Origin of the sequence: Desulfocicer vacuolatum DSM 3385, assembly GCF_900176365.1 — a bacterium.
In the GTDB taxonomy this organism is placed as follows: domain Bacteria; phylum Desulfobacterota; class Desulfobacteria; order Desulfobacterales; family Desulfobacteraceae; genus Desulfocicer; species Desulfocicer vacuolatum.
The window spans coordinates 172,686-199,428 of the sequence record NZ_FWXY01000004.1 but is presented as its reverse complement, the minus strand read 5'-3'; the positions used below and the strand labels follow the sequence as shown (position 1 = coordinate 199,428).

The following is a 26,743-nucleotide window of genomic DNA, read 5'->3' as shown; positions in this document are numbered from 1 at the left end:
CCGTATTTTGACCCGGCTCTGCCCACAACAAAGCTTGAAATACATCCCTGATCTGCGGGGAATTTCATACAAACATACATGGCTGTAACCATCATCCACAACGAATAAGGAGTTGGCAATCCACCCCCTACCCAGGGAAACTTGCCATATTTTTATGAAGGCACTTAAGACAGAAATAGAAAACAATGCCCAATACCTGGGAGAGGGCATCATAAAGGCTGATGCCTTTATCAATCACCAGCTGCTTCCCGGATTAACCACAGACATGGGCCTTGCCTTTGCTGAAAAGTTCAAAAACGCCGGGGTCACCGGCATCACCCGCATTGTCACCGCCGAGGTCAGCGGCATTGCCCCGGCCTTGGTGGTGGCCCAGGCCATGGATGTGCCCATGGTGTTTGCAAGGAAAAAAAAACCTGCATTCATGACCGGCGGCCTGTTCTCTGCCCATGCCCGGAGTCGCACCAAGGCAGAGGCAGTAACATTGTACATCTCCGACAGATTTCTTGGACCCGGGGATAAGGTCCTTATAATTGATGATTTTCTGGCAACGGCTTCCACCCTCAAGGCCCTGGTTTCCATTGTGGCGGACAGCGGTGCACAGCTTGCCGGGGTGGGATGCGTCATTGAAAAGGCATTTGAAGGGGGGCGGGAACAACTGGCGTCCCTTGATATTCCCATCATATCACTTGCCTGTATCGATCTTGTGGACCAGGGGAAATCATTCATTGTATCCTGATTTCACAGAAACGCTATGTTCAAAGCCCTGGCTGGATTCCCCCGGAACCACTTTTCTATTTTTTTTGTGGGGTGAATAATTCGCAAAAACAAAGAATATCAATTTTTATATTGACATATATTCTGAAGAGGTACATTTAAAATATAACTGCCATGTCCCGGTGGACACAACGAATAGAATATTGAAAATGGTATTATACCGCCGTCCCCGATGGGCAATGGGCCCGGACCGGAACTGTAGACAGCTCAATTATCCGGTTCCTATTCCCCATCGGGGGGCGGCTCTGCCGAGGTTGCCCGGAAGTTTTATTTTCTAATAAAAAATATCGGCACCCTTCATTTCTACTTTACACTTTCATGGGGTGATTGCCTATTTTTCAGTGCTCGTCCTTAAAAAGTGCAAAGTACTTTTGAAGAGATCTGAAGGACGCCAAAATATCGAGTATCACACAGGGAGGAAAAATATTAACCGATCCCCTAAGGAAAAATTCTCAGAAATTTATCTTAAATGGCGAAACCGGGCACGACAAATCGTAAAAAATCTCCCGTCTCCCCATTTCCATCATGTTTGTGCCCGCCAGGTATCGATTTCCCGGGAAATGCTACAGCAAGATGCCCTTATCCAGCAAATAAAAGCCAGAATCTATCCACTACTGGACAATGACTTTGGCCATGGCATTCTCCATTCGGAACTGGTTTGCGTGGATGGTGCTGCCATTATACAACGGGAAATGAATTCTCCGGAAAAGGCCCCTGAACTCCCCCGGGAAGTCATTCGAAACATGCAGCTTATACAAATTGCAGGCTTGTTGCACGATACCAAAAGAAAAGAACAGGATCATGCCGAAAAAGGGGCAGAATTTGCCCAGCAGTTCTTAAAAAACAAAGAATTTGGAATCACATCCCTGGAGATTGAAACTGTCAGCAGCGCCATTGCACAGCACGAAGCCTTTCAGATAGTCTCTCCGGAAGCTGCCACTGCATCTTTGATTTCAGATGCCCTTTATGATGCAGATAAGTTCCGGTGGGGTCCTGATAATTTAACCCACACCGTTTGGGATATGGTGATCTACAAGAACGTCCCCCCAAGACAATTTTTGAACAAATTTCCCACAGGTCTGGACAAAATGGCCCAGATCGGACAAACCTTTCGCACCGATACCGGCAAACAGTTTGGACCTGACTTTATCAACATCGGCATGGCAGCGGGGGTACATCTATTCAAAGAAATTAATTCTGAATCAATGCAGTGAGCACCACATCATGACAGGTCTCAGCCCAATGATAACAGGAGCTGCCCGTGTCCATTACAACATCCCGGCAATTATTTTTTTTTCTTTTTATAACTTTTCTTCCCCCCTTTGTTACCGGGTACAGCCGTGGCAATCTCTTTTTTAACACAGAGAATCGGGGTATTAAATACAAGGGCGGAAACCTCTTTATCCCTTTGAACCTCAAGCTGAAGTGCTTCCCGATCAATCTCAAAATATCTGGAAATCACCTGGATAATATCACCTTGAAGGTTCTTTAATGTGGAATCATTCACCTCCAGCTGGTCGCAGACCAAGGTAAACTTTAATCTTTTCTTGGCAGCATCTTTGGTGGAGGTTTGACCCGTAAATCGTTTGAATAACGCATTTAACATGGAATTTTCCTCACTATTTTTTACCGAATTTACGGGTTAACATGCCCCACATTCCCTTTTTGTGGGACGGTACCTGGATGGGAAGATCAGACTCGCCGTTTAACCGCCGGGCAATGCGACGAAAAGCCTGACCGGCTGTGGAGTCATTCTGCATGACCAGGGGCAGTCCCACATTGCTGGAGATGACCACCTGCTGATCCATGGGAACCAGCCCCACCAAAGGCACAGAAAGCACATCAATGACATCTTCATGACTGAGCATGTCCCCCTTGGCCACCATTTCCGGTACAATGCGGTTCACCACAAGCTTGGGGGTAATGGAACGGGCATACAACAATCCGATGACACGATCGGCATCCCTCACCGAGGATACATCCGGAGTGCAGATCACAACGGCTTCATCAGCACTGGCAATGGAGTTTTCAAACCCCCTCTCAATGCCGGCAGGGCTGTCCATCAACACATAATCAAATTCTTTTTTAAGCAATCTTCCCACCCGCTCCACTCCGGCAGGGGTAAGAATATCTTTATTGTCACTCTGGGATGCAGGGATTAAAAACAAATTTTCAATGCGACGATCCCGAATGGCGGCCTGTCTAAGCTTACACTTTCCGTTAACCACATCTACAATGTTAAATACAATTCTATTTTCAAGCCCCAGGACCACATCCAGGTTTCTAAGACCGATGTCCATGTCAATGACGGCCACCCGTTTCCCCTCCAACGCAAGGGCAGCGCCAATGGAAGCCGTGGCCGTGGTTTTCCCTACCCCTCCCTTTCCCGAAGTAACAACAATAATTCTTCCTTCCAAATTTACACCTCATATCCCCCTAAGTATTATTAATATAAAATGTTTGATGACAAAATCAGCCACCCGACATTGCTTTTCCAAATAATAAAAACAAAAGTCACTTTAACAAAACAGCTACATAACCTCCGGCCATGGCAGAGCGTCAAAGAGATTGGATTCCAGATAGCTTTGTACCACAATACGCCCTTTCTCAACAACGGCAATTTCAGCCTTTCCATTTCCAGCACTGTCCAGCCCCGCTGCAGCCACTCCTCCAATCTGTACATGGGTTGGACGAAACTCAAGGGCAACAACCGTGGCTGTTTCATCCTCTGATATACCTGCATGCACCCGGCCCCGGAGCTGTCCCAGAACAATCACATGACCACCGGCCAGAATTTCAGCACCGGGATTCACATTACCCATGATGACAATGTGTTTTCTGGATTCAATTTTCTGGCCGGATCGTACCCGTCCCCGTAACATCAACACATCACTTCTATGGTGTTTCCAACCCCTGGAGAGGTCCCGCTGACGGGTACGTTCCACAGGAATGGACCTTTTTTCCGGAGGCAGCGTTACCACTCCAACTTGGAATGTTTCCTTTAAAAAAGCGGTCAAGCGGGTCACCAACTCATCACATCCCGTTGCCCCCCCCATGTCCAGGGTTATTCTGGCATTGATGGCCAGATGCCGAAGACGCTGAAACAGCAGGGTTAATTGTTCTTCTATTGTCTCTTCCGGTGCCTGGGGGTCCACTGTGATCCAGAAACCGTCCCCCACTCCCTTTAACTTCACCGGTGGCATGTCATTTGTTCCCATAAATCCTTTCCATATTTGCATAACTGCCATGGGCAGATTTTAATTCTGATCCCGGTCTACCCACAACAAAGCTTAAAATACATCCCTGGTTTGCGGAGTATTTCATACAAAAAACCTCCACATACGCCCCCCCAAAAATCACCAGAAAAGAAGATAAAAATGCATCCTTATGTGACAAAAACGCTATAAAATATAAATATATCTATAAGATAAGCCCATCAAAGTGTCAAGGAGTAAGTTTATTGCGACACGCCAAGGCAAAATCTTCGGGATAATGTCCTGTTATCCACCGCAGCTGGGCTTCACTGAACGCGCCGGGGGAATGGGGGAGTCTTGGTAAAAAGGCATACAACAGCTGCTGATCCGCTGAACTGTCATCAAAACGCTTGGCATACTCCAGACAGGTGACCATGCGGGCACCCAGTTTTTCCAAGACATTCAGGGCGATAAAAATTCCCCGGTCCAGGGATTTTCGCATGGCATCATCTGCCTCCAGAATGTTACCACAGGGCCGCAGGGGCATCATCTGAAGCTCCCATTGGGATGTCTGGGCCTTGGGAACAAAAAGCAATATATTTTCATCTTCAAACACCTCCAGACGCCGGGGCCCGTTTTCATTACCATCCACCCTCCCGTTGGTGCGAATGGCGGCAAGATAATTTTCAAAAAAACTGCGTTGGGTGCAGTTCCGGTAATCCTTGATAAAATCTGCCACCATATCCCCACAGGCATAGGAGGAAAGAAAACGCCCATGGTCTTTTCCGGGCACCTCACAGGGAATCATGGCATACTGCTGGTGGATCTGCTGGTGGGAAGCATGGAGACGGTATCCTGACTGGGAGCAGCTGAACCCAAAATTCCATCCCCACAAACTGCCGTTAAACCCCAAGGGGTTGTTGCTGTCCATTGATTCAATGGATGCCATGAGCTTTATCCGCAATTTTTCAAGCTCTTCCCGGGATATCCGCTGCCGGGTCCGGGGAATATCAATGCCCATCTGCCGGGCCAGCATCACGTAAATCCTCTGGTAACACAGATGGCGCATGCCTTCCATGTCTGTAAGACTCAAATCGGCAATGCAATACCGCACGGTATCATCGGCGGTGTTGGCTGCAAAATGTCCCCAGGGAATGTAACTATTCTGTCTTAAATATTCAAATACGTGACTTTGATCCTTTTTGTGGTGCCATTCTGCTGTGATGGCACTGTCTCCCTGTACACCGGGACAAAGCACCATGGCCCGCTTGTATGGGTCCGGCAGATGGGGGTTGTTGGCCACCACCTCAAAAAGTTCATTTTTTTTGATGGCAGGAACCATTTTGCCCTGTTTTCTTTCATACACAAGTCCCAGGGGAATACCGTTGGTATCAAATTCAAAGGTACACGATATTTGTGCCAGCCTGACAAGATCATGGGGATCGGTGCTTGATTCTGCAAGGGCAATTTGAAGCGTCCCCGGCATCTTCTTGAAAAGTGCTTCAATATTTTTTTTTGCCACCCTGTTTTCCCGGCCCCAGCCGTCCAGGGTACCCCACAGGGAGGTGTCTTGTCTGGGGGAAAGCGCTATGTTTTCAATGTTTTCGGCAGTGGCATCGGCCCACCGGGAATTAATATAAGTGGTTCCCTTAAAGGGAAAAGCGTTGGGAATTTCATAAATAGTGTCGGCATGGGGCGCACTGACACCCTCTTTGGGAAAATTTACATGATTGGTGACCACCCGGCCATCTGGAGAACTCCCAAGGGAAGTAACGTAGTCGTGCTCTCTGAAATTATCCACAAAAAAAGAAGGGGTGTGAATTCCAATTTTAAAAACACCCTCCCCGGTCACACAGGTGCGAAGCTCTTTTATTTCTTTTTTCTGCATTTCACGCCCTCTCTTTTATGGCAGCCAGGGCATCTTCAGCAGCCTCCACAAGGGCTTCATCTTCAAATGTTGCCATCATCCGGGCAATGGTGTCTGCCACAGACAGATCCCCCACTTCCCCCAGGGCATAAAGAATATCTCCCTTTACAGTGACATCGGCACCCTCAAATCCGGGCAAAATAAGGGGTACCAGTTGCAGTGCCAGATCAGGGACATCCTGGGCCAGCTCCTCCACCACCACCATGGCCCCCAGACGAACAGACCATATTTCATGGATGAGAAGGCCGATAAAACCGGGAAAAATGACATTGGCGGCTTTCATTTTTTCAAAAATCCAGGCCGCATTACCCTCTTCCAGAACTCTCCTCAAAGAGGCCGTGGTAAGGGTTGCAGGATCACGACGGATCATCATCTCCACCACTTCTTTCATGGACACATCACCCGTCCACCGGAAATCATTGTCCAAAATTAAACAGGGGGCTGATAAAACACCGTCATCGGCAGCTGCTTTGTCAAACCATGTACCGTCAATGACATGGAGATGCACCTGTTTTGAGGCGGCGGCCAGGTGAACCATGGAACGAATCACCCCGGGACAGTGGGGGCATTGGCTTGCCACATAAAGTTTCAGGTCCACGGGCATGTCAATGTTTGAAAGCAGCGCTTTAACCCCTTGTTCCATCACCGCAGGGCTCCCTCCGGCAAGGTCCAGACTTTCCAGAAAAGGGGGCAGCAGTTTTTCCAGGGGAAGGGCGGAAAAAGAAACATTTTCCATCACCTGGATTTCCGGGAGCAGTTTTCCCTTATTTTCCAGAGATTTCACAGTTATAAAAGGCGCTGTTTCCATGAGAGAACCACAAAATTTTTCCAAAACAGCATCTTCGGGGGTTCCCAAAAGCACCGTTCCCAGTTCAATGTTGTCTTTTCTTTGTTTTACCCACATCTCAATGCCGGCACGATCCTTATCATTCAATATCCATCCCCCTGTTTCCTGTTAATGCTCATACGGTTACGCACTTAAATACATGGACTAAAATTTTTCCTTGTTAAGGTTTTAAATAACACCTACCATGAAGACAATTATTGATGCGTCAAGAGAAAAAAATTTATGTCCCACCACTTAAAATCAGTTTAAAAACAGATCACCCCACATCACACTATTGGACACACCTTGTCAAGCAAGAGCTGGAAAAACAGACAACTTTACAGCTTTCCCCCCTGTTCTCCCGGAAATTCCCCTTGAATTCACTCCTTGTTATTGATATTTTCACCCATGCTCCCATTCCGAGGACGGCAACATTAAAACCAGACAAAAAGACTTGATGACACGTTTTTTTATGTTGACCTAAATATTGGGAAATTCCCAGAAACCAAGCCCCATAATATATCATCGAGCAACAGAGACAAGCATGGAATTCATAGCAGATTTACATCTCCACTCTCACTTTTCCAGAGCCACTGCCAAAAACCTTACCCTTGAAAGTCTGTACATCTGGGCCCAGAAAAAAGGCGTTACTCTGGTGGGAACAGGGGACTTCACCCACCCCGGATGGATCAAAGAGATTGAAGAAAAACTGGAACCCGCAGCCCCGGGATTATTTAAATTAAAGAAAAAATTTACAGCTCCCCTGGATGCCCAGATCCCAGGCAGCTGCAAAAACAAGGTCAGATTCATTCTACAATGTGAAATCAGCTCCATATATAAAAAAAACAACCGGGTGAGAAAAAACCATAATCTCATCTACTTTCCGGATTTAGAAGAAGTAAAAAGATTCAATGTCCAGCTGGATAAAATCGGCAACATTGCCTCGGACGGACGGCCCATACTGGGCCTTGATGCGGAAAAACTCCTTGAAATCATGCTGGATATCTCAGATGAAGCCTTTCTCATCCCGGCCCATATATGGACCCCCTGGTTTTCCATGTTAGGTTCCAAATCAGGTTTTGACACCATCGAAGAGTGCTTTGGAAATCTTTCCCGCCACATCTTTGCCGTGGAAACCGGCCTCTCATCAGACCCGCCCATGAACTGGCGGGTGGCCGACCTGGACCATGTGCGACTGGTGGCAAGCTCCGATGCCCACTCCCCCATGTATCTTGGCAGGAATGCATCCATGTTCAACACCGGGCTTTCCTATTACCATGTGAGAGAAGCCCTTAAAACAGGGGATTTGACAAAATACAAGGGCACCATAGACATGTTTCCCCAGGAGGGAAAATACCACCATGACGGCCATCGAAAATGCGGTATTTCATTTGATCCTGTGGAAACCCTTCGGCATGACAGCATCTGCCCGGTGTGTGGAAAGCCCTTGACCCTTGGGGTGCTCTACCGGGTCCAGGAACTTGCTTCACGTCCCCCTGGCTATGCCCCCACAGGCCGCCAGGGATACCAAAGCATTATTCCCCTCACCGATATTTTATCGGAAATTTTCAATGTGGGCCCCAAAACAAAAAAGGTGAACACCTTTTATGAAAGGGCTCTGGAATCCTCGGGGCCGGAACTGGATATCCTTTTAAAGCGCCCCCTGGATGAAATTGATGCCCTGGGTATCCCCCTTCTGGCACCGGCCATTGAAAAAATGCGCACCGACCGGGTGGATGTGGCTCCGGGTTTTGATGGGGAGTACGGCCGGGTATGCCTGTTTACTGACGATGAAAAAAAACGTCTCAAGGGCGAACAGGAGCTGTTTGCGCCGAAAAAAACAAAACGCGTCCCAAGCAAACCTGTGCCGGTGGGGGCAAGACCCATGCCCGAAAAAAATCCTGCTCCGGTGAAAAGAAAAATAAAAGGATCACCATCTCCCCCACCGGCAGACCTCCTGGGCTCTTTAAATAAAGAGCAGCACCAGGCCCTTTTATGTCACAACCGCCCCCTTATCATGGCAGCAGGCCCCGGCACCGGCAAAACCCGCACCATCACAGCAAAAATCGCCTGGCTCATCAAAGAGCAAAAAATTTCTCCAGATGCCATTCTGGCTCTGACTTTCACCAACAGAGCCGCCCGGGAAATGAAAGAAAGAATACAAACCCTTCTCCCGGAATCTCCGGCCCAGGTGTGTGCCTGTACCTTTCATGCTTTTGGCCTCATGATTCTTAAAGAGTACACCGATTTTTCATCGGCCATTGTGGATGACACTCTGCGCCTGTCCCTTTTGGAAGAGACACTGACCCACCAGGCATTTTCCCGGCAGGCCCTCTCCCTTGACCAGGCAGATACCCTTATTTCCCGGGCCAAACAACAGGGGCTTCAACCGGGAGACCCCCTTGATTTTATCCAAGACATTGCCATGGAAAAGATGGTGAACCAGGTGTGGCAAGAGTACCAGAAGCGTCTGGAATCTCTTGATCTGGTGGATTTTGAAGATCTGATTAATAAGGTGCTGGCCCTTTTAACCCATGATCCCAGTCTTGTCACCACCCTGCAGAAGCGGTTTCAACACCTGTTTGTGGACGAATACCAGGACGTCAACAAAGGCCAGTATCTTCTGACAAAATGCCTTGCCGGAAATGGAGACACGCTTTGTGTCATTGGGGACCCGGATCAATCCATTTATGGATTCAGGGGATCAGACAATCGTTATTTCCGGCAATTCATAGAAGATTATCCCAGGGCACTTAACATTTCCTTGAAACAAAATTATCGATCCACAGAAACCATTCTTGAGGCCTCCCACCAGATGCTCACCCAACGCGGAAAGCAAAGGGATGAAAAAGAGAGCCGTGTAAAATTATTCTCCAACATCCACGGCAAGGACACCGTTATGATACTCAAGTCTGCTTCGGAACGGGCCGAGGCCGTGGCCGTGGGAAAAACCATTGAAAAACTCACTGGCGGACTTTCACTCTTTTCCATGGATACCAACAGAATTGATGCCTCCCAAGAAGAGGACTTTTCCTTTTCTGATTTTGCCGTTCTCTACCGCACCAGAAAACAGGGGGCAGTTTTTGCCGAGGTTCTTGAAAAAGCGGGAATCCCCTGCCACATGGCCCACCGGGAAAACACCCTTTTACAACCGGGCATCAAAGAGCCCCTTGCTCTCATGAAAATAGGCTGTCAAAAAGGCACCCTCACAGACTTTGAGCTGCTGCTGGATTATTTCAAGACCGGTACCGGGAAAAAAAGCCGAGAACACCTCAAACGCTGGTTCCAGGAGCAGAACTGCCCTTTGAACACAGCCCTTGGTCGCTTAACATCCTTGCCGCCCAAGGGCATGCGCCGGGATATCCATGAAAAAATATGCCACTGCACCGCAAAAATTCTCACTGCGGCTGAAGCGGCAAAAGAGCAATCCAGCCACCGGGCTCTGGATCATTTTTCCAATCTGTGGGATCTTTCCCACCTCATCAAGGCCGAGAAAAAACGAACAGATACCCTGGAACGACTTCTCATGGAGGCCCAAGCCATTCCGGATCCTGCTGCTTTTCTGGATCATGTGTGCCTGGTGGGGGATGTGGATACACTGGCCCCCCAGGCAGAAAAGGTGGCACTCATGACCATGCATGCCTCCAAAGGCCTTGAATTTAAAGTGGTGTTCATCACCGGATGTGAAACCGGACTCATTCCCTTTTCCCGGCCGGATAAAAACGGTGCCCCCACACCGCTTTCCGCCCTGGCCCTGGCCGAAGAGAGACGTCTTTTTTATGTGGCAATGACCCGGGCCCAAAGTATTTTATGCGTTTCCCATGCAGACAAACGGCGAATCTATGGAAAAACAATAAAAACTTCAAAATCGCCCTTTGTCTATGATATAGAAGAAAAATTAAAGGCACAGAGCCAAAACCGATTTAAACCCCAACCCAAAAAAGAAAAAAACAGACAACTTGAGCTGTTTCAGGATGCTTGATCATGGAAGAAAAAATTGTAAAGACCATTCCCCTTGCCCACGACCTCACTCTGGAAATCCTTGATCTGTCAAGAAAAATAAGTTCAGATGCCTTTCAGGTAAAAATGACAGCCAGGGTAACCATACCTGTAAAAGAGTCCATTTTTACACCGGAAAGTTTTACAAATTTTTCCTTGGAAAACATCATCAGTAAAGTGGGGACCACCACCACCTATGAACATAAAAAGGAACGCAATTTTATCATGGCTCCAGATAAAGACACGGTGTTTGACCAGCTGGTGGCCTCCTTTGAGGGGACCCTTTTACCCTATGTTTCTAAACCTTCTTTTCCGAGAAAATATATTTTAAAATGCTATATGCAATGATTATTGTTTTTCTAACTTTTTTCAAAAAAATCCACGCGAGCCAAAATTTTCTCAAACTTTGTTGTAAGAGGATCAAGGTCTGAATGAAGAAAACTCAAAAAGCATAATTAACAAGGGAATAAAAAAACATATTTAAAGCCAACCACACAATCAAACATTACCATTTATACCTACGCTTGATTTGTTCAAATTACAGGAATATGAGGAAAATATAAAATGAAAAAAAATTGCAATAAACTGCTTTTACAATGGGGAGTAATTTTATTGATATTTTCCCTGATAACTCCAACCAATATAATGGCCACAACTATTTACATGTTTGTGGACAAAAATGGGACCAGGCATTTTTCTGACACCCCGACATCTCCAAAATCCAGAATATTCATCAAAGGCAAAGCCAAACGCTACAAAGCTCCGTTGAATAAAAAATGTTATGACCACCTCATAAAAAAAGCTGCTCGAAAATTTAAAGTGGATTTTTCACTGATAAAAGCTGTCATTGAGGTAGAATCCGCTTACAATCCCCGGGCCATATCCTCTAAGGGAGCCCGGGGTCTCATGCAGATAATGCCCTTTAATTTCACAAGCCTCAACCTGTCAGACCCGTTTGAACCCTCACAAAACATCATGGCAGGAACCCGATACCTCCATCAGCTGCTTCATCAATATAGAGGTAATATTAAACACGCCCTGGCAGCCTATAATGCAGGACCAGGAAATGTGGACAAATACAATGGAGTTCCCCCTTTCCAGGAAACTCGAAACTATGTCCAAAAAGTCATGGCATTACACCGCATCTACCGCCCGAACTCATAATTCAAAATCACAAGTACAACTATCCAGATGCAATCGCTTTTAAATATTTAATATGTATCTTTGTTTCCAGGAGATAAATCATAGTCCATATTTCTGATAAAATGGGATAATTTCCCCCTTATATCCGGCCGCTCCATGGCAAAGGCCAGATTGGCCATCTGAAATCCTGCCTTATCCCCGCAGTCAAAACGCTCCCCCTCAAATTTATACCCGAAAACCGGCTGATCGCTGAGCAATTTTTCCATGGCATCTGTGAGCTGGATTTCCCCCCCTGCCCCCAATTCTTTTTCCCCCAGATAATCAAAAATTTTAGGGGTTAAAATATATCGGCCCACAATGGCCAGATTGGAGGGCGCATCTTCAGGATCCGGCTTTTCTATCATGCCCCTGACCCGCACCACATTGTCCTCTATCTCCTGGGCATCAAGGATACCATACCGATTGGTTTGCTCTTTGGGAACCTCCATGACAGCGGCAATGGTGGCCCGTAACCGATCAAAGCGGTTAATCATCTGGGAGAGCACCGACACCTTTGACTTAATCAAATCATCGGCCAGGAGCACGGCAAAGGGTTCATCCCCCACAATGTCCCGGGCGCACCAGATGGCATGGCCCAGCCCCCGGGGTTCATGCTGACGGGTATAGACAATGGTTCCGGTGGGGGGAACCAGTTTTTTAATCTGCCCCAGAGTTTCATCCTTGTGCTTGTTCTTCAGGGTCATTTCCAGCTCAAAGGATCGATCAAAATGATCCTCCAGGGCTTTTTTCCCCCGTCCGGTGACAAAAATAATCTGTTCAATGCCAGCAGCAAAGGCCTCTTCCACAGCATATTGAATAATGGGTTTATCCACAACCGGGAGCATCTCCTTGGCCATGGCCTTGGTTGCCGGAAGAAACCGGGTGCCAAGGCCTGCCACAGGAAATACCGCTTTTTTGATTTTCATCTACCCTCCGTTCACTCAATGCATTTCACCTTGATAATCATGGCTTGAAATCCAGTATGCTGAAAGGCACCCATGGCAGCCAAAACCGGAGACAACATGAGCATTGAGATTCAGATATATATTTTTATGAAGCAACGCGACTGAAAACAATGATACATCATATTTAAATATGCACTGTTCCCAGCGTTTCAGCAAGGTCTTTTTGGAAATAGGATTTAGGAATGCAAAATCACGGCAGGATCTGATATCAGGGGCAAACCCGTGTAAAAACACCGGGTCTGCCCGAAACCATACTTTAGAGTGCAAAATCATGGATGGGATTTCCAACCACAACCCAACACATTTTTATCAATGCTGGCAAGGAGAATTGGGATCATGGCCACAGGCATTTTCACCGGTGACCAATGTTTTTTCAAGATAGGCCTTTACAAGGGTTTCCGGCGCTTCTGCCGGGGCACCTGTCACCACATCAATACCGGCCTGGGCAAAAAGCTGCTTGGCCATCTGTCCCATGCCGCCGGTTATAATAACATTCACGCCTTTTTCATGGAGCCATTTGGGCAACACCCCGGGTTCATGCGGGGGGGGCTCAAGCACCTGGGTGTCTGTGATGTTGCCGTCCTCAACATCCATGATACAAAATTCCCTGCAGTGCCCAAAATGTGTGGTCAATTTACCCATTGCCATTGGAATTGCAAACTTCATCTTTGATGTCCTTTCAATGTTTAAAAATCATTTTCAAATTTGGAGAAAGTGTTGATATTGTAAATCTTTTAGACCCAGTGTCCTTCCACATTGGGGCCGCCGGCATAGCTGAGTTCCCCGGCATTAAATTTTTCCACAACCCCTTTCACCGTGCCCTGGATGCCGGTGATGACATGAATACCGGCAGTTTCCAGCACCTGGAATGCTTTGGGACCGCAATTTCCGGTGAGCACGGCTTCCACACCCGTTTCAGCCACGGTTTTTCCGGCCTGGATACCGGCTCCCTGGGGCAGGTTCAGATTCTGGGTGTTTTCTTTAACTTCAAAATCCATGCTCTTAGTATCCACCACGATGAAATATTTGGCCCGTCCAAAACGGGGATCAAGGTCTGCATCCAGATCTTTTCCACTTGATGTAACAACAACCTTCATGTTCTTCTCCTTAAATATTAATATTTCTTAGCTGACAATCTCAACTTTCGGTGTTCGCATTTCGTGGTGGGGTCAGGCTTTCGTTATTGACATTATTGAGGCTTTTTGCGTTGGCAAAGGCCTTGGTCGATAACATCAATAACAAAAGCCTGACCCCGTCGGCACACTGAGTCCATCGATACATTAAAAAATGCCAGCTTTGAAATGAAGCCCGAAAGTTGAGTGACAATCAAATACACACACAATATTTTTATATTTTGCCCACAGGTCTGAAGCTGACTACATGATTCGTTCCAGCGTGGTTCCCATAAACTGCTGAACCTCTTTCCAAATGGATTTCACGGCCTTTGCTGCGGCCCCCTGGGAAAACTGAACAAGACTCTGGCTGGCCTTCATGGCATCAATCACCTCTCGATCAAAGGGGATTTCACCCACAAAATGAATGCCGTTATCCTCTGCAAAATTTTTGATACGGCCGGCTGTTTCCGGGTTTAAATCTGCCTTATTAATGCACAGCATGGTGGGAATGTTCATCTGATCGGCCAGGGCCTTCACCCGTTCCATGTCATGCAGACCGGATAAGGTGGGCTCCGTGACAATGAGCAACGCATCGGCATTGGTCACCGCTGCAATCACAGGACAGCCAATACCCGGAGGGCCATCGGTTATAATCAGGGGAATCTTCTTATCCTTGGCCAGCTCCCTTGCCTCCTGGCGAAGTTGACTCACCAGCAGACCGGAATTTTCCTCGGCAATGCCAAGGCGGGCATGGATCATGGGCCCCCAGGGGGTTTGGGAGACAAATTTCTCACCGCACACCTGCTGCTCAAAGGCAATGGCTTTTTCCGGACAAAAATAAGCGCACACGCCACACCCTTCACAAGCGATGGGGTCAATGATAAAATCTTCGGAAATGGCGTCAAACTGGCATCGTTCCCGGCAATCTCCACATTCAATGCATGCATCCTTATCTATGCAGGCCTTGCTTCCCCCTTTAAAATATGAATTTTCAAGGGTCTTATGCTCAAGGGTTAAAAAAAGGTTGGCCGCATCCACATCCGCATCCACCACAATTCTATTGTCGGCAAGGGTGGCAAAGGATGCTGTCACACTGGTTTTTCCTGTCCCACCTTTGCCGCTGATAACGGTTAGCTCCTTCATTTTCCCACCTCCCCGGCCTCTTTAGATTCTGTCAACAATTGATTTAATCTGTTAAACAGCTGCTGAAACAAGGCTTTCATTTCCGGCATTTCATTTACCAATAATTTCCCCCGGGAGCAGATGGAGGCAGCCTCCCTGCTGAACGGGAATCGCTGTAAAATTTCTATGCCCTCTTTTTTGGCGTATTCCTCCACAATACCCGGGGCATCATCGGCCCGGTTGATCACAATACCTGTGGGCACTTTAAGCTTTTTCAAAGCTTCCACTGTCAAGGCAAGATCGTTGAGCCCAAAGGGAGTGGGCTCTGCCACAAGCAGGGCATAATCCGATGACCTAAGGGCCTCAATGGCAGGACAGGAAGTGCCGGGAGGGGCATCCACCAAGGCAATGCCACCGGGATTGATTCTATCTTTTACCTGGCTGATCAAAGGGGGCGACATGGCTTCTCCCACCCTCAATTCTCCCCAGGTAAGATCAATGCCCCGGGCATTTTTGCCCTGATGCACTGATCCTAACACCCGGGAATCTTCTTTAACGGCATCTTCCGGACATACCATTTCACATCCCCTGCAGGAGTGACACATTTCCGGAAACGTCATGATTCTTTTTGCCACCAGGGTAATGGCGCTGAATTGACAGATTTCTTCACAGGCACCGCACAGGGTACATCGCTGGGTGTCGACCTTTGGAACCATGACGGAAATGGGTTCACTGGAGATATTTTCCGGTTTTATGAAAATATGGGAATTGGGTTCTTCCACATCACAGTCAAATACCGTTACATCATCGCGATTGATGGATGCTGCCAGGTTCACCGTCACTGTGGTCTTCCCGGTTCCTCCTTTTCCGCTTGCTATGGTGATGATCATTGCGTTGTCCTTACACATGGGTTTTGTCATATTTGAATCAAACGAGCATATGCTATAAATAAACCAAGTTGCCACACTTGTCAAACTTAATTTTCAACGCTTTCATTAAAAGCATGGATTTCATGGAAATTGTCAGGCTCAAATTTACATGGCAGTAATTCACCGGGCCATGGAGCAAAGAATCTGCGTGGCGGGGAAACATTGACATTGCACCCGGTTTTATATATTAATGTGCTGAATTTATTTGGGCTTATTTTTTGTTTTGATCAGCTTTCGGCCAGGGTCAGGCGGGGGAAAAATTTGTGCATTCGCTATTTTTCAACCCAATCCCGCAATGGAGTATAAAAGCCGTAACAGCGCATTGATCTGTCCACCCGACATTTTTTTAAAGGGCTGGAAATAAAGAACAAATCCATTGATTTAATCCTTAAGGAGTTTAAAAAAAATGAATGAAATGAGCGGGAACGGCAGTGAATCCGAAGTATTACCGGTTCAAATGGGATATGAAAGTAAATTTAAATTCAAATGCCATAAAGGGGTGGAGTGCTTCACAAAATGCTGCAGAGGCATAGACATCATGCTCACCCCCTATGATATACTGACCATGAGAAAACGGCTGGACCTGACGTCAGAACAATTTTTGTCCATATATACGGATCTTCATCTTCTGGAAAGCGCAGATTTACCCGTTGTCACACTGAAACTTCTGGATGATGAGCGCAAATCATGCCCCTTTGTCCAAGATGAGGAAGGGTGTCTCATATACGAAGACCGTCCATCCACCTGCCGATACTACCCCCTTGGCATGGGATCATTGAGTTACACCAGTGACCAGGAAGCAGGCGAGGACGACGACGCCTTTTTCTTTACTGTCAAGGAAGAGCATTGTCTGGGATTTGAAGAGGATGAACAGTGGACCGTTGCCCAATGGCGGGAAGATCAGGGCGTGGATATCCGGGACGAGGTCAATGCCGGATGGACCAATCTCATTGTAAGAAAAAAATCTGTTCCCAAAACCATAAAACTGTCCGAACAGAGCAAACAGATGTTTTTTCTGGCCTGCTACAATATTGATAAATTCAGAAAATTTATATTTGAAAGCACCTTTCTCAAACGATACAAAGTGGACCCCAAAGTGGTGGAAGAAATCCGCACCGATGACATAAAACTGCTTCAGTTTGGTTTTGAATGGCTCAAGGCCACCTTTTTCAAGGACGGAGAAATCATGCAACCGGGCCAGCCCCCCCGGCCACCTCAAAAATAAGATAAAATAACAAAAGGCGCTTTTGTCGGTAAATACCGACTTTAAAGCGCCTTTTCTCTAAAATTTAAAACATCCCATATGGTATGCAAAATAAGGTATTCAGCCCCATGGGAGCATTAATAATTATACCATAAATCTTTCTGATATTCGGGATTATCAAGCCGTTCCCACACATCAATGTCAAAAAAATCAGCCAGGGGCTGTAAAATTTCCGGATTCTTTTTCTGCACTGTTTTGGCTGCCTCCACAACAATGGCAATACCTTTTTCCGTCATTTTACCCAAAGGCCTGCGGCAGGGTCCTGACGGAACCCCCAGAATCTGCATAAGGGTTTTAAGTGCCAGGGGATTTCGTGCCCTGCACACCACTTCCCCATGGGGGGTCATTTCCTTTGTGCTCACAGTAACCAGTCCCAGAAGGGGTGCCAATGCCTGATTTAGTTTTTCCGCTCCGGCCCAATCACCCTTGTCCAAAAGCATCACCAGTTCCACAAGGGGGCCGGGAATAATATTGGACAGCACGGAAATACCGCCGCAGGATTTTATGGTAGGATCTTTCATGATCTGGGTCACCAGACCGTCATCACCGGAAAAAATTTTAAAATCCTCACCACAGCACTCCCGGGTGCGACGCATGTTTTCCAGATTTCCGGTGGCTTCTTTCACACAGGAGATATTTTTATACTTTTCAGCCAGAATGGCCAGGTCCTCAGGAAGCAATTGAGCCCCTGTACGTCCGGGAATAATATAAGGAATAATCTCCAGGGACGGAAACGCCTTTGCCACCGGCTCAAGATATTCCCTACGGATTTCAAGGGAGCTGGGTCCATTGTAATAAGGATCCACCATGAGAACAGCATCCACCCCCACCTCGGCGGAATGGGCCACACCGCCCATGGCTTCCTTGGTATTGTTACTTCCTGAGCCTGCAATACAGAGACATTTTCCTTTGGACGCTTTTGCCACATCAGCGATGACATTCAAATGATCTTCCCATTTAAGTGTGGGACTTTCCCCTGTGGTACCGGCAGCCAGAATGCCTGTTATCCCATTTTCAATCTGAAACTCAATAAGCTGATCAAGCCCTTCACCGTCCAGCGCGCCATTACGGGTAAAAGGTGTGATCAAGGCAGTATAACATCCTGTTTTCATAAATACTCCTTAACATATTAACGCAAGTGCCCACATTGGTTTTGAGTCAACCTTCCAGGCGGGCATAAAATTTTATCAGCGGGTGGTTGCTGCCCCTGTTTTGAAAGTCTTAAAATCAGACAGATTCAATCCCCAGTTTATGACATGAGGATGTACCATATACACAAAAGGGGTTCAACCTTCTTTTTCCTTGACACAACCAGCCCATAAAAATAGTATAGGGAATTTATCTACCAAAGAGGTGTCGGCTGGTTCGTTTAATTGGCGTGGGCAGTGACCCCTGTATTACAGGACTGACCACAACAAAATTAAAATTTTCTGTCGGCGTGGGGATTTTGTTAAAAAATTCATGGATACGCCGATATCTCGATCTGGAACCGCCTCAAACAGAAACATGGATAATCAGCCATACAAAATAGGGCCATGGCCCATCACATACAAAAGGATTTTTCATGACAACGGTACCAAAAGCAGAAAATGCAGAAGCGCACATTGCACACCTGAGATCCCAGATCACAGAAAACACAGAATGTGGAAGTAATCATTATAACCTTGCCGTGGCCCTCATGGGGCAAAAGGAATATGATGCTGCAGAAGAAGCCCTTCACGACGCCGTGGACTGCAGCCCCACCCTTGCCGAGGCCTATGTACTGCTCGGCGGCATCTGCCTCCAGCGCGGAGATGTGGAAGGATGCCTCAGATACAACAGATATGCCGTAAAAGCCCGGGCAGGATTTGCCGAAGGCTATGCCAACATAGGCTTTATTTTGCTGCAACTGGTGGATGGCAAAAATGAAAAGGATGATCAGGAAAAAATTGACACCGCCATTAAGAACCTGCGCAAGGCCGTGGTACACAACGCCAAATTTGTGCAGGCCTTTACCACCCTTGGCAATGCCTACTACATGAAAGGGCTTCTGGAAGAAGGTATCAAGGCCAACCTTGAGGCCGTAAGAATCCAGCCTGAATTTCCCATTGCCCATAACAACCTGTGTGTGGGATATCTTGAAAAGAAAGAGTATGCCAAGGCCATCGAACATTGTGACATCGCCATTTCCCTGGGTTATGAAGTCCCCCAGGGACTCCAGGATGAGCTTGCACCCCACAGGAAATAGATAAAATACCACCCCCCACGTTTTTCTGTCGCAGCGGTTTTTCCGGCACACCGTTTTCCCGGAACACCGCTGTGCCATCCCCATGGAAGATAAATTGTTCAAAAAAACCTTGATTCCCATGCCAAAGATTTGTACCATGCCATCTGCATGATGGGGAAAAACTGATTTTTTATTGACAAGGTTGTGTGAAAATCTTATAGGAGCACTAATATTTTCACATGAAAAGTAGATTTTGAATTTTGGATACCAAAATTTCAGACATTAAAACTTCAGTCTTTTTTATCACAATCTCCCAATCTGTATTCATCAGGAGATTTCCCACGGCTTATGAAGGCCCGTGTTTTGAAATAGTGATCAGATGAACCCAAGGGATCATCACGGAAAGATAGCTGTGAAGCATGACAATTGATTAAGAACCGATCTATATCTCTTTTATAGAAAGGGGCTATAGACATTTGATCAAGAGAATGTAATTTAACTTTTAACGGAGGTAAGTAAATGGCAAAACATGAAACTCCCTTTCTGGACCAGTTGGAATCTGGCCCATGGCCGAGTTTTGTCTCTGACCTGAAGCAGCAGGCCGAAGTCAGAGCAAAGAATGAAGCAGGTGTTGAGTTCCAGATTCCAGTTGATTGTGTAGAAGATCTTCTTGGTGTTGTAGAACTCTCTTACAAACATGGCCGTACCCATTGGAAACACGGTGGTATTGTTGGTGTTTTCGGTTATGGCGGTGGTGTTATCGGTCGTTACTGCGATCAGCCAAAACTGTTCCCCGGTGTTGAGCATTTTCACACCATGCGTGTTGCTCAGCCCTGTGGTAAATACTACACCACTGACTACCTTAGAAGCCTGACAAAACTGTGGGATCTCCGGGGTTCCGGTATTACCAACATGCACGGTGCCACCGGTGATATCATCTTCCTTGGAACCACCACTCCCCAGCTGGAAGAAGTTTTCTATGAGCTGACCCACAACCTGAACCAGGACCTTGGCGGCTCCGGCTCCAACCTGAGAACCCCTGCTGACTGTCTGGGCTCTTCCCGTTGTGAATATGCCTGCTATGACTCCAACGCACTTTGTCATTTCCTGACCAACGAATACCAGGATGAGCTCCATCGTCCTGCTTTCCCCTACAAGTTCAAATTCAAATTTGATGCATGCCCCAACGGTTGCGTGGCTTCCATTGCCCGTTCTGACATGTCCTTCATCGGTACCTGGAAAGATGACATCAAAATTGATCAGGATGCCGTGGCCAAATACATTGCCAACGATGAAGCCTATCCTGCCAATGCCGGTGCATTCCGCGGCAGCAGAGACTGGGGTCCGTTTGATATCAATAAAGAAGTCATCAACCTTTGCCCCACCAAATGTATGTGGATGGAAGGCGATGAGCTGAAAATTGACAACTCCAACTGTACCCGTTGCATGCACTGCATCAACACCATGCCCCGGGCCCTGAAGATTGGTGACGAAAGAGGTCTGTCCATTCTTGTGGGTGCAAAAGCGCCTATCCTTGACGGTGCCCAGATGGGTTCCCTGCTGGTTCCCTTTGTTGAAGTCAATCCCGATGATGACTATGCTGCCATCACAGAAATCATTGAAAGCATCTGGGACTGGTGGATGGAAGAAGGCAAGAACCGTGAAAGACTTGGTGAGCTGATCATGCGCCAGGGATTCCAGAAACTTCTGGAAGTAACCGGAATCGAAGCACAGCCCCAGCATGTGGCATACCCAAGAACCAACCCCTACATCTTCTGGAAAGAAGACGAGGTTGAAGGTGGCTGGGAACGTGACGTGGTTGAATACAGAAAACACCATCTGAGATAAGGAAGGAGACGCATAATGGCATTTATATCATCTGGTTACAATCCAGACAAACCGATGGAAAACAGAATCACCGACATCGGTCCCAGAAAATATGATGAGTTTTATCCTGAAGTAATTAAAAAGAATAAAGGCAAATGGTCTCACCATGAGATCCTGGAGCCCGGTGTTCTGGTTCATGTGGCAGAGTCCGGAGACGAGATCTACACAGTAAGAGTTGGTGGTGCCCGTCTCATGAGTACAACCCACATCAACGAAATTTGTGAGATTGCCGACAAACACTGTGACGGACATCTTCGGTTCACCACCCGTAATAACATTGAGTTCATGGTGGATTCCAAGGATAAAGTTGAGCCCCTGAAAAACGATCTCAAGAGCCGTAAGTTTGCTGGCGGCAGCTTTAAGTTCCCCATTGGTGGAACCGGTGCCGGTGTTACCAACATCGTTCATACCCAGGGTTGGATTCACTGCCATACTCCTGCAACTGATGCCTCCGGTACAGTTAAAGCCACCATGGATGAGCTGTTTGCCGACTTCCAGGACCAAAGACTTCCTGCACAGTTGAGAGTTTCCATGGCCTGCTGTCTGAACATGTGTGGTGCGGTTCACTGCTCTGATATCGCCATCCTTGGATATCACAGAAAACCCCCCATGATTGACCATGAATACCTGGACAAACTGTGTGAAATCCCCTTGGCCGTGTCTGCATGCCCCACCGCAGCCATTAAACCTGCCAAGGTGACCCTGGAAGACGGTACAGAAGTAAAATCAGTTGACGTAAAGAACGAGCGCTGCATGTTCTGCGGTAACTGTTACACCATGTGTCCTTCTCTCCCCCTTGCTGATACAGAAGGTGACGGTATTGTTCTCATGGCCGGTGGAAAGGTTTCCAACAGAATCAGCGATCCCAAGTTCTCCAAGGTTGTTGTGGCCTTCCTTCCCAATGAGATGCCCCGCTGGCCCTCCATGACCGACGCCATCCACAAGATGGTTAATGCTTACTCCAACGGCGCCAACAAATATGAGCGTCTGGGAGACTGGGCAGACAGAATCGGATGGGAAAAATTCTTTGAGGTATGTGAACTTGACTTCACCCATCACCTCATTGATGACTTCCGTCAGCAGGCTTACATGTCCTGGCGTCAGTCCACTCAGTTCAAATTCTAATCCAACCCATTGGAATTGGAACTAACTGAATGACTTTTCAGCCGGAGTACCTGGTTTTTGTATCGGTACTCCGGCTATTACGTTTAAAGTAAAAGGGGAAACGAACATGAGTGACCTTCTTAACGATACCGCAGCTGCAGAAAAACTGGTTGTTGATTTTTTGACCAAAAAATCAAAAAACAAATCCAAATTCTACATCAAAGATTTTTACAAACTTTTTCCCGATGACAAACCCCGGATGATCAAGAAAGTGATCAACAAAATGGTTGAGCACGAAATTCTTGAGTTCTGGTCCAGTGGAAGTACCACCATGTACGGCCTCAAGGGTGCCGGCAAACAGGCTGCCTCCGAAGGCGAAGATTGATATAAAAGACCCAGTCCCTAATCCATGCAATATTCCAACAAAAAAATACCCGGTCTTGTAATTGCAGGACTTAGGGGGGGAAACGGTAAAACCGTTATCTCTCTTGGTGTCACAGCTGCATGGCGGGACATTGGGATCAACGTCGCCCCTTTTAAAAAAGGGCCGGATTATATTGATGCCGGCTGGTTGTCCAAGGCAGCTGGCCGGTCCTGTTATAATCTTGATACTTTCATGTGTTCCACGGATCAGGCAGAAAATTCCTTTCTTAAAAATTCTGCCATGGCTGACATTGCCCTGATAGAAGGTAATCGAGGCCTTTATGACGGCATTGATATCCAGGGACGTACCAGCACCGCAGAAATTGCAAAACTCCTCAATCTACCCGTTGTCCTTGTGTTAGACTGCACCAAAAGCACCCGAACCATGGCAGCCCTTCTTCTGGGATGCATCCACTTTGACCCCCATGTCAATATCATGGGTGTGATTCTCAATAGGGTGGCTGGCAAACGCCATGAAAATAAAGTAAAAGACAACATTAAACAATTTTGTAATATTCCGGTATTTGGGTCTGTTCCCAAACTCAAAGCCGAGGATTTTCCGGAACGTCACATGGGGCTTGTCCCTTCGGCGGAACACGAACTGGCACTGGAATCCATCAAGGCTGCGGCCCGGGTGGCCAGAAAATACATTGATCTGGACGGCCTTTACCGTGCCTGTATCAATGCATCAAAGATTCCTGCTGCATCTTTATCGTCATCCACGCCCCCCCACAATACCTTGTGTGAAAAATGTGGCCAAAAAACATCCATGGACTGCGACACCGTTGCTGACGGTTCTTGTGGAAAAGGGGGAGGAAAAACACAGCTTCAAACAGCCCCAATTCCCCACATCCCAAAACAAGAACGTCCCATAATAGGGGTTATCCGGGATTCTGCCTTCCAGTTTTACTATCCTGACAACCTGGAGTCGTTGGAAGAAAGCGGTGCCATTCTCCAGGAAATAAGTCCCCTTAAAGCCTCTGACATTCCACCGGTGGATGCCATATACATGGGGGGAGGTTTTCCTGAAACCCATGCGGCCCAGCTGGCTGACAATGAGAGCTTCAGAAATCAATTAAAAGCCCTTGCCATGAAAGGACTTCCCATATATGCCGAATGCGGTGGTTTGATCTTTCTTGGTAAAAGCCTTACCCTGGATGGTGTTACCTATGCCATGTCAGACATTCTCCCCGTCTCCTTTGGTCTATCCAAACGTCCCGTGGGCCATGGCTATACCCAGGTGCGGGTGATCCAGAAAAACCCCTTCTTTCCCAGGGGAACCCTCCTACGGGGACATGAATTCAGATATTCCCACATCATGGACATTGACTACCGGGAAAACGAGATGGTCTTTGCCATGGAAAGGGGCAAGGGAATCATTGATAAAAAAGACGGTTTTTGCCGTTACAATGTCTTTGGTACTTATACCCACACCCTTTCCTCCTGTGCATCATCATGGTCCCATGCCATGGTAAAACAGGCCCTCCAATACAAAACACAAAAATAATTACCCCAGACTCACCAAGCTTAGAATACGCTCATCTAACAGGCATCTCTGTCGGACACAACAACAAATATAGGGTCGTAGACGCGGGAGCCAAATGGTATTATACCGCCGCCCCCCGACGGGCAATGTGCCCGGACCGGAACTGTAGACAGCTCAATTGTCCGGTTCCCATTGCCCGTCGGGGGGCGGCTCTGCCTTAGCTTGCCTTGGAGGCTGCCTTTTCATATAAAAAACCCACATGGCTGTAAGCTCCAGCCACAACGAATAATGAAAAAGTAGTTGTTGTGAACACCCAGAACCTAATACCCAGCACCCACTTTTTCATATAAAAAAACAAAAAAGGCCCTGTAAACAGTATAATACTGATACAGAGCCTTTTTTTAAATAAACCGTGCATCCTGATTTCTCAATTGACGATTTAATCATCTTGAAATACGATTTAAACCGCTAAACGGCAAAGTGCACAGCTGACTTTAATCAACCTTTCTTAGGATGGCAAGACTTGCAACTCTGGGGAGCTGCCTTGGGATCTTTGGATTTGAGCCCGTTTTTCTTGTTAAAGGCTTTGTGACAGCCAATGCAGTTGGCATGAAGTGCTTCTTTGTGATATTTGGCGATTTTATCTTTTTTACTCAGTTTTTCACCCTTGGGCTTTTTACCGGTGTCTTTATGACATGCCACACATGACTGAACATCTTCACCGCCCTTCAGCGCCAATGGCGTCCCTTTATCATCATGATGGCAATCGCCACAGGAAATCCCATATTCTTCGGCATGCACCTTGTGGGAAAAGGTAACCAGGCCTTTGGTGTGTTTGGCATACGCCTTGGTATTCATGGTAATGGTGTCTGCTGCCTGGGTTCCCGCATAAACAGCCACAGATACGAAACACACAGCCATTAACGCTGCCACCAAAGATGTTACAAGCTTTCTTTTCATCATCACTACACTCCTTTTACATTGGTTTAACTATAAAAACACGGAACTCCATATGGCAATTCCGGTCAACTTCCAGTCAAAGATACTGTAGCGGCCGTATTGAATTATTCAGCCCCACCGGTCTCTTCATATTCCTCCCGCTCTTCCCCGCCGTCATCCACATCCTTTTTTTTCTGGAACATCCTGGCCCCCACAATGCTGATTTCATAAAGAATCATCAACGGGATGGCCATCATAATCTGGGTTACCACATCAGGGGGGGTAATAAGGGCTGAACCTGCAAAAAATATCAACACGGCATATTTACGATTCTTACAAAGAAATTCAACAGTCACAAGTCCCATACGTGCCATGAATGTGAGCACCAGGGGCAATTCAAATACAAATCCAAAGGCAAGCAGCATTTTGGATGCAAATCCAAGATACTCTTTCATGGAAGGCATGGCCTGGATGGTATCAGATGAGAAGCCCAGAAAAAATTGAAACCCATAGGGGAATACAATGAAATATCCAAAGCTGGAACCGATGATGAAAAAAACGATGGAGAGAAGCACCACCGGTATCAGGAACTTTTTTTCCCGGCGATAGAGCCCCGGGGAGACAAACATCCAGAATTCATAAAAAAGAACGGGAACGGCCACAACAATTCCCGTGAGAAGAGACACTTTCAGATAAGTAAAAAATGCTTCCGGCAAACCTGTGAAAATCATCTTGTGATTTTCTCCCATGGCGGTGACCAGGGGTGCCATGAGAATGTCAAAAAGCTTTTCCTTAAAACAATAGGCCACAACAAATCCCACACCAACGGCAATGAAGCAGCGAACCAGACGATCCCTTAATTCGGTTAAATGATCGGTAAAGGGGGTTTTCTCTTCTTCCTGGCTCATATGCCCTTTTCATCCTTATCTTTCTTCAATGGGGTGGGAGAAGTATCGGTATCAGGGAGATCCTTAGCGGTTTTTTTTTCCGGAAAAGGGTCCAGGGAATCCGGCACAGTTTTTTGTTCGCTGTTTTCCACGGATTCAGACACAGGATCGGCCCCAAGGGAGCTCTCTTTTTCCAATGATTTTCCCGTGGCATCCGTGGACAGAGGATTCATGGCATCAGAGGCTGCCTTTATGTCATCTGTAACCGTTGTGATGGGTGCCTTAAATTCATTCACTGTGTTTTCCACATCAATGCTTTGTTTAAAATCCTGGGCTGCTTTTTTAAATTCTCCCATGGCGCGCCCCAGGGTTTTTGCCAGATCAGGTAATTTTTTAGGTCCTATCACCATCAGCGCAATGGCCAGAATCAATAAAATTTCAGGCATTCCCAAACCAAACATTATTTATAACTCCTTATTTTTCATATAACATACATGAGAGCAATCACTTTTTT

The 26,743-nt window shown here is 47.0% G+C and carries 25 protein-coding genes; 11 read left to right on the top strand and 14 right to left on the bottom strand.

Going from position 1 to position 26,743, the window contains the following annotated elements; translation table 11 throughout:
• Positions 1 to 154: 154 nt before the first annotated feature.
• On the top strand, positions 155 to 736 hold the full coding sequence (gene xpt, locus B9A32_RS05545; RefSeq protein ID WP_084067386.1) for a xanthine phosphoribosyltransferase: 582 nt from the start codon (positions 155 to 157) through the stop codon (positions 734 to 736).
• Between the two features lie 409 nt (positions 737 to 1,145).
• Positions 1,146 to 1,988 (top strand): HD domain-containing protein, encoded by an 843-nt coding sequence (locus B9A32_RS05540; RefSeq protein ID WP_212637772.1) that lies wholly within the window; start codon positions 1,146 to 1,148, stop codon positions 1,986 to 1,988.
• 71 nt (positions 1,989 to 2,059) lie between these two features.
• On the opposite strand, the gene minE is transcribed toward B9A32_RS05540, so the two are convergent.
• From minE to B9A32_RS05510, 5 genes are all read right to left on the bottom strand, one after another.
• Positions 2,060 to 2,380 carry a cell division topological specificity factor MinE gene (gene minE, locus B9A32_RS05535; RefSeq protein WP_084067384.1) on the bottom strand — a complete coding sequence of 107 codons (321 nt, stop codon included), beginning with the start codon at positions 2,378 to 2,380 and terminating at the stop codon, positions 2,060 to 2,062.
• A 13-nt stretch (positions 2,381 to 2,393) separates the two neighbouring features.
• On the bottom strand, positions 2,394 to 3,191 hold the full coding sequence (gene minD / locus B9A32_RS05530; protein WP_084067383.1) for a septum site-determining protein MinD: 798 nt from the start codon (positions 3,189 to 3,191) through the stop codon (positions 2,394 to 2,396).
• Positions 3,192 to 3,305: 114 nt separating this feature from the next.
• On the bottom strand, positions 3,306 to 3,992 hold the full coding sequence (locus B9A32_RS05525) for a septum site-determining protein MinC (RefSeq protein ID WP_084067382.1): 687 nt from the start codon (positions 3,990 to 3,992) through the stop codon (positions 3,306 to 3,308).
• A 226-nt stretch (positions 3,993 to 4,218) separates the two neighbouring features.
• Positions 4,219 to 5,856, bottom strand: coding sequence for a hypothetical protein (locus tag B9A32_RS05515; RefSeq protein WP_084067380.1), 1,638 nt, complete (start codon positions 5,854 to 5,856; stop codon positions 4,219 to 4,221).
• Position 5,857: 1 nt separating this feature from the next.
• The gene (locus B9A32_RS05510) at positions 5,858 to 6,829 is read right to left on the bottom strand and encodes a thioredoxin family protein (RefSeq protein WP_084067379.1); all 972 of its coding nucleotides are present in this window, start codon (positions 6,827 to 6,829) and stop codon (positions 5,858 to 5,860) included.
• 436 nt (positions 6,830 to 7,265) lie between these two features.
• Between B9A32_RS05510 and B9A32_RS05500 the strand changes: the two genes are divergently transcribed.
• From B9A32_RS05500 to B9A32_RS05490, 3 genes are all read left to right on the top strand, one after another.
• Positions 7,266 to 10,703 (top strand): UvrD-helicase domain-containing protein, encoded by a 3,438-nt coding sequence (locus B9A32_RS05500; protein WP_084067377.1) that lies wholly within the window; start codon positions 7,266 to 7,268, stop codon positions 10,701 to 10,703.
• A gap of 2 nt (positions 10,704 to 10,705) precedes the next feature.
• The gene (locus B9A32_RS05495) at positions 10,706 to 11,068 is read left to right on the top strand and encodes a hypothetical protein (protein ID WP_084067376.1); all 363 of its coding nucleotides are present in this window, start codon (positions 10,706 to 10,708) and stop codon (positions 11,066 to 11,068) included.
• A gap of 216 nt (positions 11,069 to 11,284) precedes the next feature.
• Positions 11,285 to 11,884 (top strand): lytic transglycosylase domain-containing protein, encoded by a 600-nt coding sequence (locus tag B9A32_RS05490; protein ID WP_084067375.1) that lies wholly within the window; start codon positions 11,285 to 11,287, stop codon positions 11,882 to 11,884.
• A gap of 47 nt (positions 11,885 to 11,931) precedes the next feature.
• Here B9A32_RS05490 and galU read toward each other — a convergent pair whose 3' ends face one another.
• The 5 genes from galU to B9A32_RS05460 form a co-directional block, all read right to left on the bottom strand.
• Positions 11,932 to 12,828, bottom strand: a complete 897-nt coding sequence (gene galU / locus B9A32_RS05485) for a UTP--glucose-1-phosphate uridylyltransferase GalU (RefSeq protein WP_084067374.1) — start codon at positions 12,826 to 12,828, stop codon at positions 11,932 to 11,934.
• A gap of 348 nt (positions 12,829 to 13,176) precedes the next feature.
• Positions 13,177 to 13,533, bottom strand: coding sequence for a NifB/NifX family molybdenum-iron cluster-binding protein (locus tag B9A32_RS05475; protein WP_084067372.1), 357 nt, complete (start codon positions 13,531 to 13,533; stop codon positions 13,177 to 13,179).
• A 68-nt stretch (positions 13,534 to 13,601) separates the two neighbouring features.
• Entirely contained in the window at positions 13,602 to 13,964 is a 363-nt protein-coding gene (locus B9A32_RS05470; protein ID WP_084067371.1) for a NifB/NifX family molybdenum-iron cluster-binding protein, read from the bottom strand.
• Positions 13,965 to 14,243: 279 nt separating this feature from the next.
• Positions 14,244 to 15,125, bottom strand: a complete 882-nt coding sequence (locus tag B9A32_RS05465; RefSeq protein ID WP_084067370.1) for an ATP-binding protein — start codon at positions 15,123 to 15,125, stop codon at positions 14,244 to 14,246.
• Positions 15,122 to 16,012, bottom strand: coding sequence for a nucleotide-binding protein (locus tag B9A32_RS05460; RefSeq protein WP_232367053.1), 891 nt, complete (start codon positions 16,010 to 16,012; stop codon positions 15,122 to 15,124). The genes B9A32_RS05465 and B9A32_RS05460 overlap by 4 nt, the downstream gene beginning before the upstream one ends.
• A 436-nt stretch (positions 16,013 to 16,448) precedes the next feature.
• Here B9A32_RS05460 and B9A32_RS05455 point away from each other — a divergent pair, with 436 nt between their 5' ends.
• Positions 16,449 to 17,258 (top strand): YkgJ family cysteine cluster protein, encoded by an 810-nt coding sequence (locus B9A32_RS05455; protein ID WP_084067448.1) that lies wholly within the window; start codon positions 16,449 to 16,451, stop codon positions 17,256 to 17,258.
• A gap of 116 nt (positions 17,259 to 17,374) precedes the next feature.
• Here the strand turns inward: B9A32_RS05455 and dapA are convergent, their stop codons facing one another.
• Positions 17,375 to 18,409, bottom strand: a complete 1,035-nt coding sequence (gene dapA, locus B9A32_RS05450; RefSeq protein ID WP_084067368.1) for a 4-hydroxy-tetrahydrodipicolinate synthase — start codon at positions 18,407 to 18,409, stop codon at positions 17,375 to 17,377.
• Between the two features lie 452 nt (positions 18,410 to 18,861).
• Here dapA and B9A32_RS05445 point away from each other — a divergent pair, with 452 nt between their 5' ends.
• The 5 genes from B9A32_RS05445 (at position 18,862) to B9A32_RS05425 (ending at position 24,424) form a co-directional block, all read left to right on the top strand.
• On the top strand, positions 18,862 to 19,524 hold the full coding sequence (locus tag B9A32_RS05445) for a tetratricopeptide repeat protein (RefSeq protein ID WP_084067367.1): 663 nt from the start codon (positions 18,862 to 18,864) through the stop codon (positions 19,522 to 19,524).
• Between the two features lie 498 nt (positions 19,525 to 20,022).
• Entirely contained in the window at positions 20,023 to 21,351 is a 1,329-nt protein-coding gene (gene dsrA / locus B9A32_RS05440) for a dissimilatory-type sulfite reductase subunit alpha (RefSeq protein WP_084067366.1), read from the top strand.
• Between the two features lie 15 nt (positions 21,352 to 21,366).
• Positions 21,367 to 22,515, top strand: a complete 1,149-nt coding sequence (dsrB, locus tag B9A32_RS05435; RefSeq protein ID WP_084067365.1) for a dissimilatory-type sulfite reductase subunit beta — start codon at positions 21,367 to 21,369, stop codon at positions 22,513 to 22,515.
• 106 nt (positions 22,516 to 22,621) lie between these two features.
• Complete coding sequence (locus tag B9A32_RS05430) at positions 22,622 to 22,879, top strand: dissimilatory sulfite reductase D family protein (RefSeq protein WP_084067364.1); 258 nt, start codon at positions 22,622 to 22,624, stop codon at positions 22,877 to 22,879.
• A gap of 24 nt (positions 22,880 to 22,903) precedes the next feature.
• Complete coding sequence (locus B9A32_RS05425; RefSeq protein ID WP_084067363.1) at positions 22,904 to 24,424, top strand: cobyrinic acid a,c-diamide synthase CobB; 1,521 nt, start codon at positions 22,904 to 22,906, stop codon at positions 24,422 to 24,424.
• Positions 24,425 to 24,901: 477 nt separating this feature from the next.
• Here B9A32_RS05425 and B9A32_RS05415 read toward each other — a convergent pair whose 3' ends face one another.
• The 3 genes from B9A32_RS05415 to B9A32_RS05405 all read right to left on the bottom strand — a co-directional run bounded on the left by B9A32_RS05415 (position 24,902) and on the right by B9A32_RS05405 (position 26,675).
• Positions 24,902 to 25,366, bottom strand: a complete 465-nt coding sequence (locus tag B9A32_RS05415) for a cytochrome c3 family protein (protein ID WP_232367052.1) — start codon at positions 25,364 to 25,366, stop codon at positions 24,902 to 24,904.
• A gap of 101 nt (positions 25,367 to 25,467) precedes the next feature.
• On the bottom strand, positions 25,468 to 26,250 hold the full coding sequence (gene tatC / locus B9A32_RS05410; RefSeq protein ID WP_084067361.1) for a twin-arginine translocase subunit TatC: 783 nt from the start codon (positions 26,248 to 26,250) through the stop codon (positions 25,468 to 25,470).
• Positions 26,247 to 26,675: a twin-arginine translocase TatA/TatE family subunit gene (locus B9A32_RS05405; protein WP_232367051.1), complete on the bottom strand. Its 429-nt coding sequence runs from the start codon at positions 26,673 to 26,675 to the stop codon at positions 26,247 to 26,249. Before B9A32_RS05405 ends, tatC begins: the two co-directional genes overlap by 4 nt.
• Positions 26,676 to 26,743: the final 68 nt, after the last annotated feature.

Bases quoted from the DNA above. Each gene is read 5' to 3' on its own strand.
- dsrB (WP_084067365.1), top strand. From the start codon at position 21,367: ATGGCATTTATATCATCTGGTTACAATCCAGACAAACCGATGGAAAAC.
- B9A32_RS05455 (WP_084067448.1), top strand. From the start codon at position 16,449: ATGAGCGGGAACGGCAGTGAATCCGAAGTATTACCGGTTCAAATGGGA.
- B9A32_RS05465 (WP_084067370.1), bottom strand. From the start codon at position 15,125: ATGAAGGAGCTAACCGTTATCAGCGGCAAAGGTGGGACAGGAAAAACC.
- B9A32_RS05500 (WP_084067377.1), top strand. From the start codon at position 7,266: ATGGAATTCATAGCAGATTTACATCTCCACTCTCACTTTTCCAGAGCC.
- B9A32_RS05425 (WP_084067363.1), top strand. From the start codon at position 22,904: ATGCAATATTCCAACAAAAAAATACCCGGTCTTGTAATTGCAGGACTT.
- B9A32_RS05405 (WP_232367051.1), bottom strand. From the start codon at position 26,675: ATGCCTGAAATTTTATTGATTCTGGCCATTGCGCTGATGGTGATAGGA.
- B9A32_RS05470 (WP_084067371.1), bottom strand. From the start codon at position 13,964: ATGAAGGTTGTTGTTACATCAAGTGGAAAAGATCTGGATGCAGACCTT.
- tatC (WP_084067361.1), bottom strand. From the start codon at position 26,250: ATGAGCCAGGAAGAAGAGAAAACCCCCTTTACCGATCATTTAACCGAA.
- xpt (WP_084067386.1), top strand. From the start codon at position 155: ATGAAGGCACTTAAGACAGAAATAGAAAACAATGCCCAATACCTGGGA.
- B9A32_RS05525 (WP_084067382.1), bottom strand. From the start codon at position 3,992: ATGGGAACAAATGACATGCCACCGGTGAAGTTAAAGGGAGTGGGGGAC.
- B9A32_RS05430 (WP_084067364.1), top strand. From the start codon at position 22,622: ATGAGTGACCTTCTTAACGATACCGCAGCTGCAGAAAAACTGGTTGTT.
- B9A32_RS05475 (WP_084067372.1), bottom strand. From the start codon at position 13,533: ATGAAGTTTGCAATTCCAATGGCAATGGGTAAATTGACCACACATTTT.
- B9A32_RS05445 (WP_084067367.1), top strand. From the start codon at position 18,862: ATGACAACGGTACCAAAAGCAGAAAATGCAGAAGCGCACATTGCACAC.
- dsrA (WP_084067366.1), top strand. From the start codon at position 20,023: ATGGCAAAACATGAAACTCCCTTTCTGGACCAGTTGGAATCTGGCCCA.
- B9A32_RS05460 (WP_232367053.1), bottom strand. From the start codon at position 16,012: ATGTGTAAGGACAACGCAATGATCATCACCATAGCAAGCGGAAAAGGA.
- B9A32_RS05495 (WP_084067376.1), top strand. From the start codon at position 10,706: ATGGAAGAAAAAATTGTAAAGACCATTCCCCTTGCCCACGACCTCACT.
- B9A32_RS05515 (WP_084067380.1), bottom strand. From the start codon at position 5,856: ATGCAGAAAAAAGAAATAAAAGAGCTTCGCACCTGTGTGACCGGGGAG.
- B9A32_RS05490 (WP_084067375.1), top strand. From the start codon at position 11,285: ATGAAAAAAAATTGCAATAAACTGCTTTTACAATGGGGAGTAATTTTA.
- dapA (WP_084067368.1), bottom strand. From the start codon at position 18,409: ATGAAAACAGGATGTTATACTGCCTTGATCACACCTTTTACCCGTAAT.
- B9A32_RS05415 (WP_232367052.1), bottom strand. From the start codon at position 25,366: ATGATGAAAAGAAAGCTTGTAACATCTTTGGTGGCAGCGTTAATGGCT.
- galU (WP_084067374.1), bottom strand. From the start codon at position 12,828: ATGAAAATCAAAAAAGCGGTATTTCCTGTGGCAGGCCTTGGCACCCGG.
- minE (WP_084067384.1), bottom strand. From the start codon at position 2,380: ATGTTAAATGCGTTATTCAAACGATTTACGGGTCAAACCTCCACCAAA.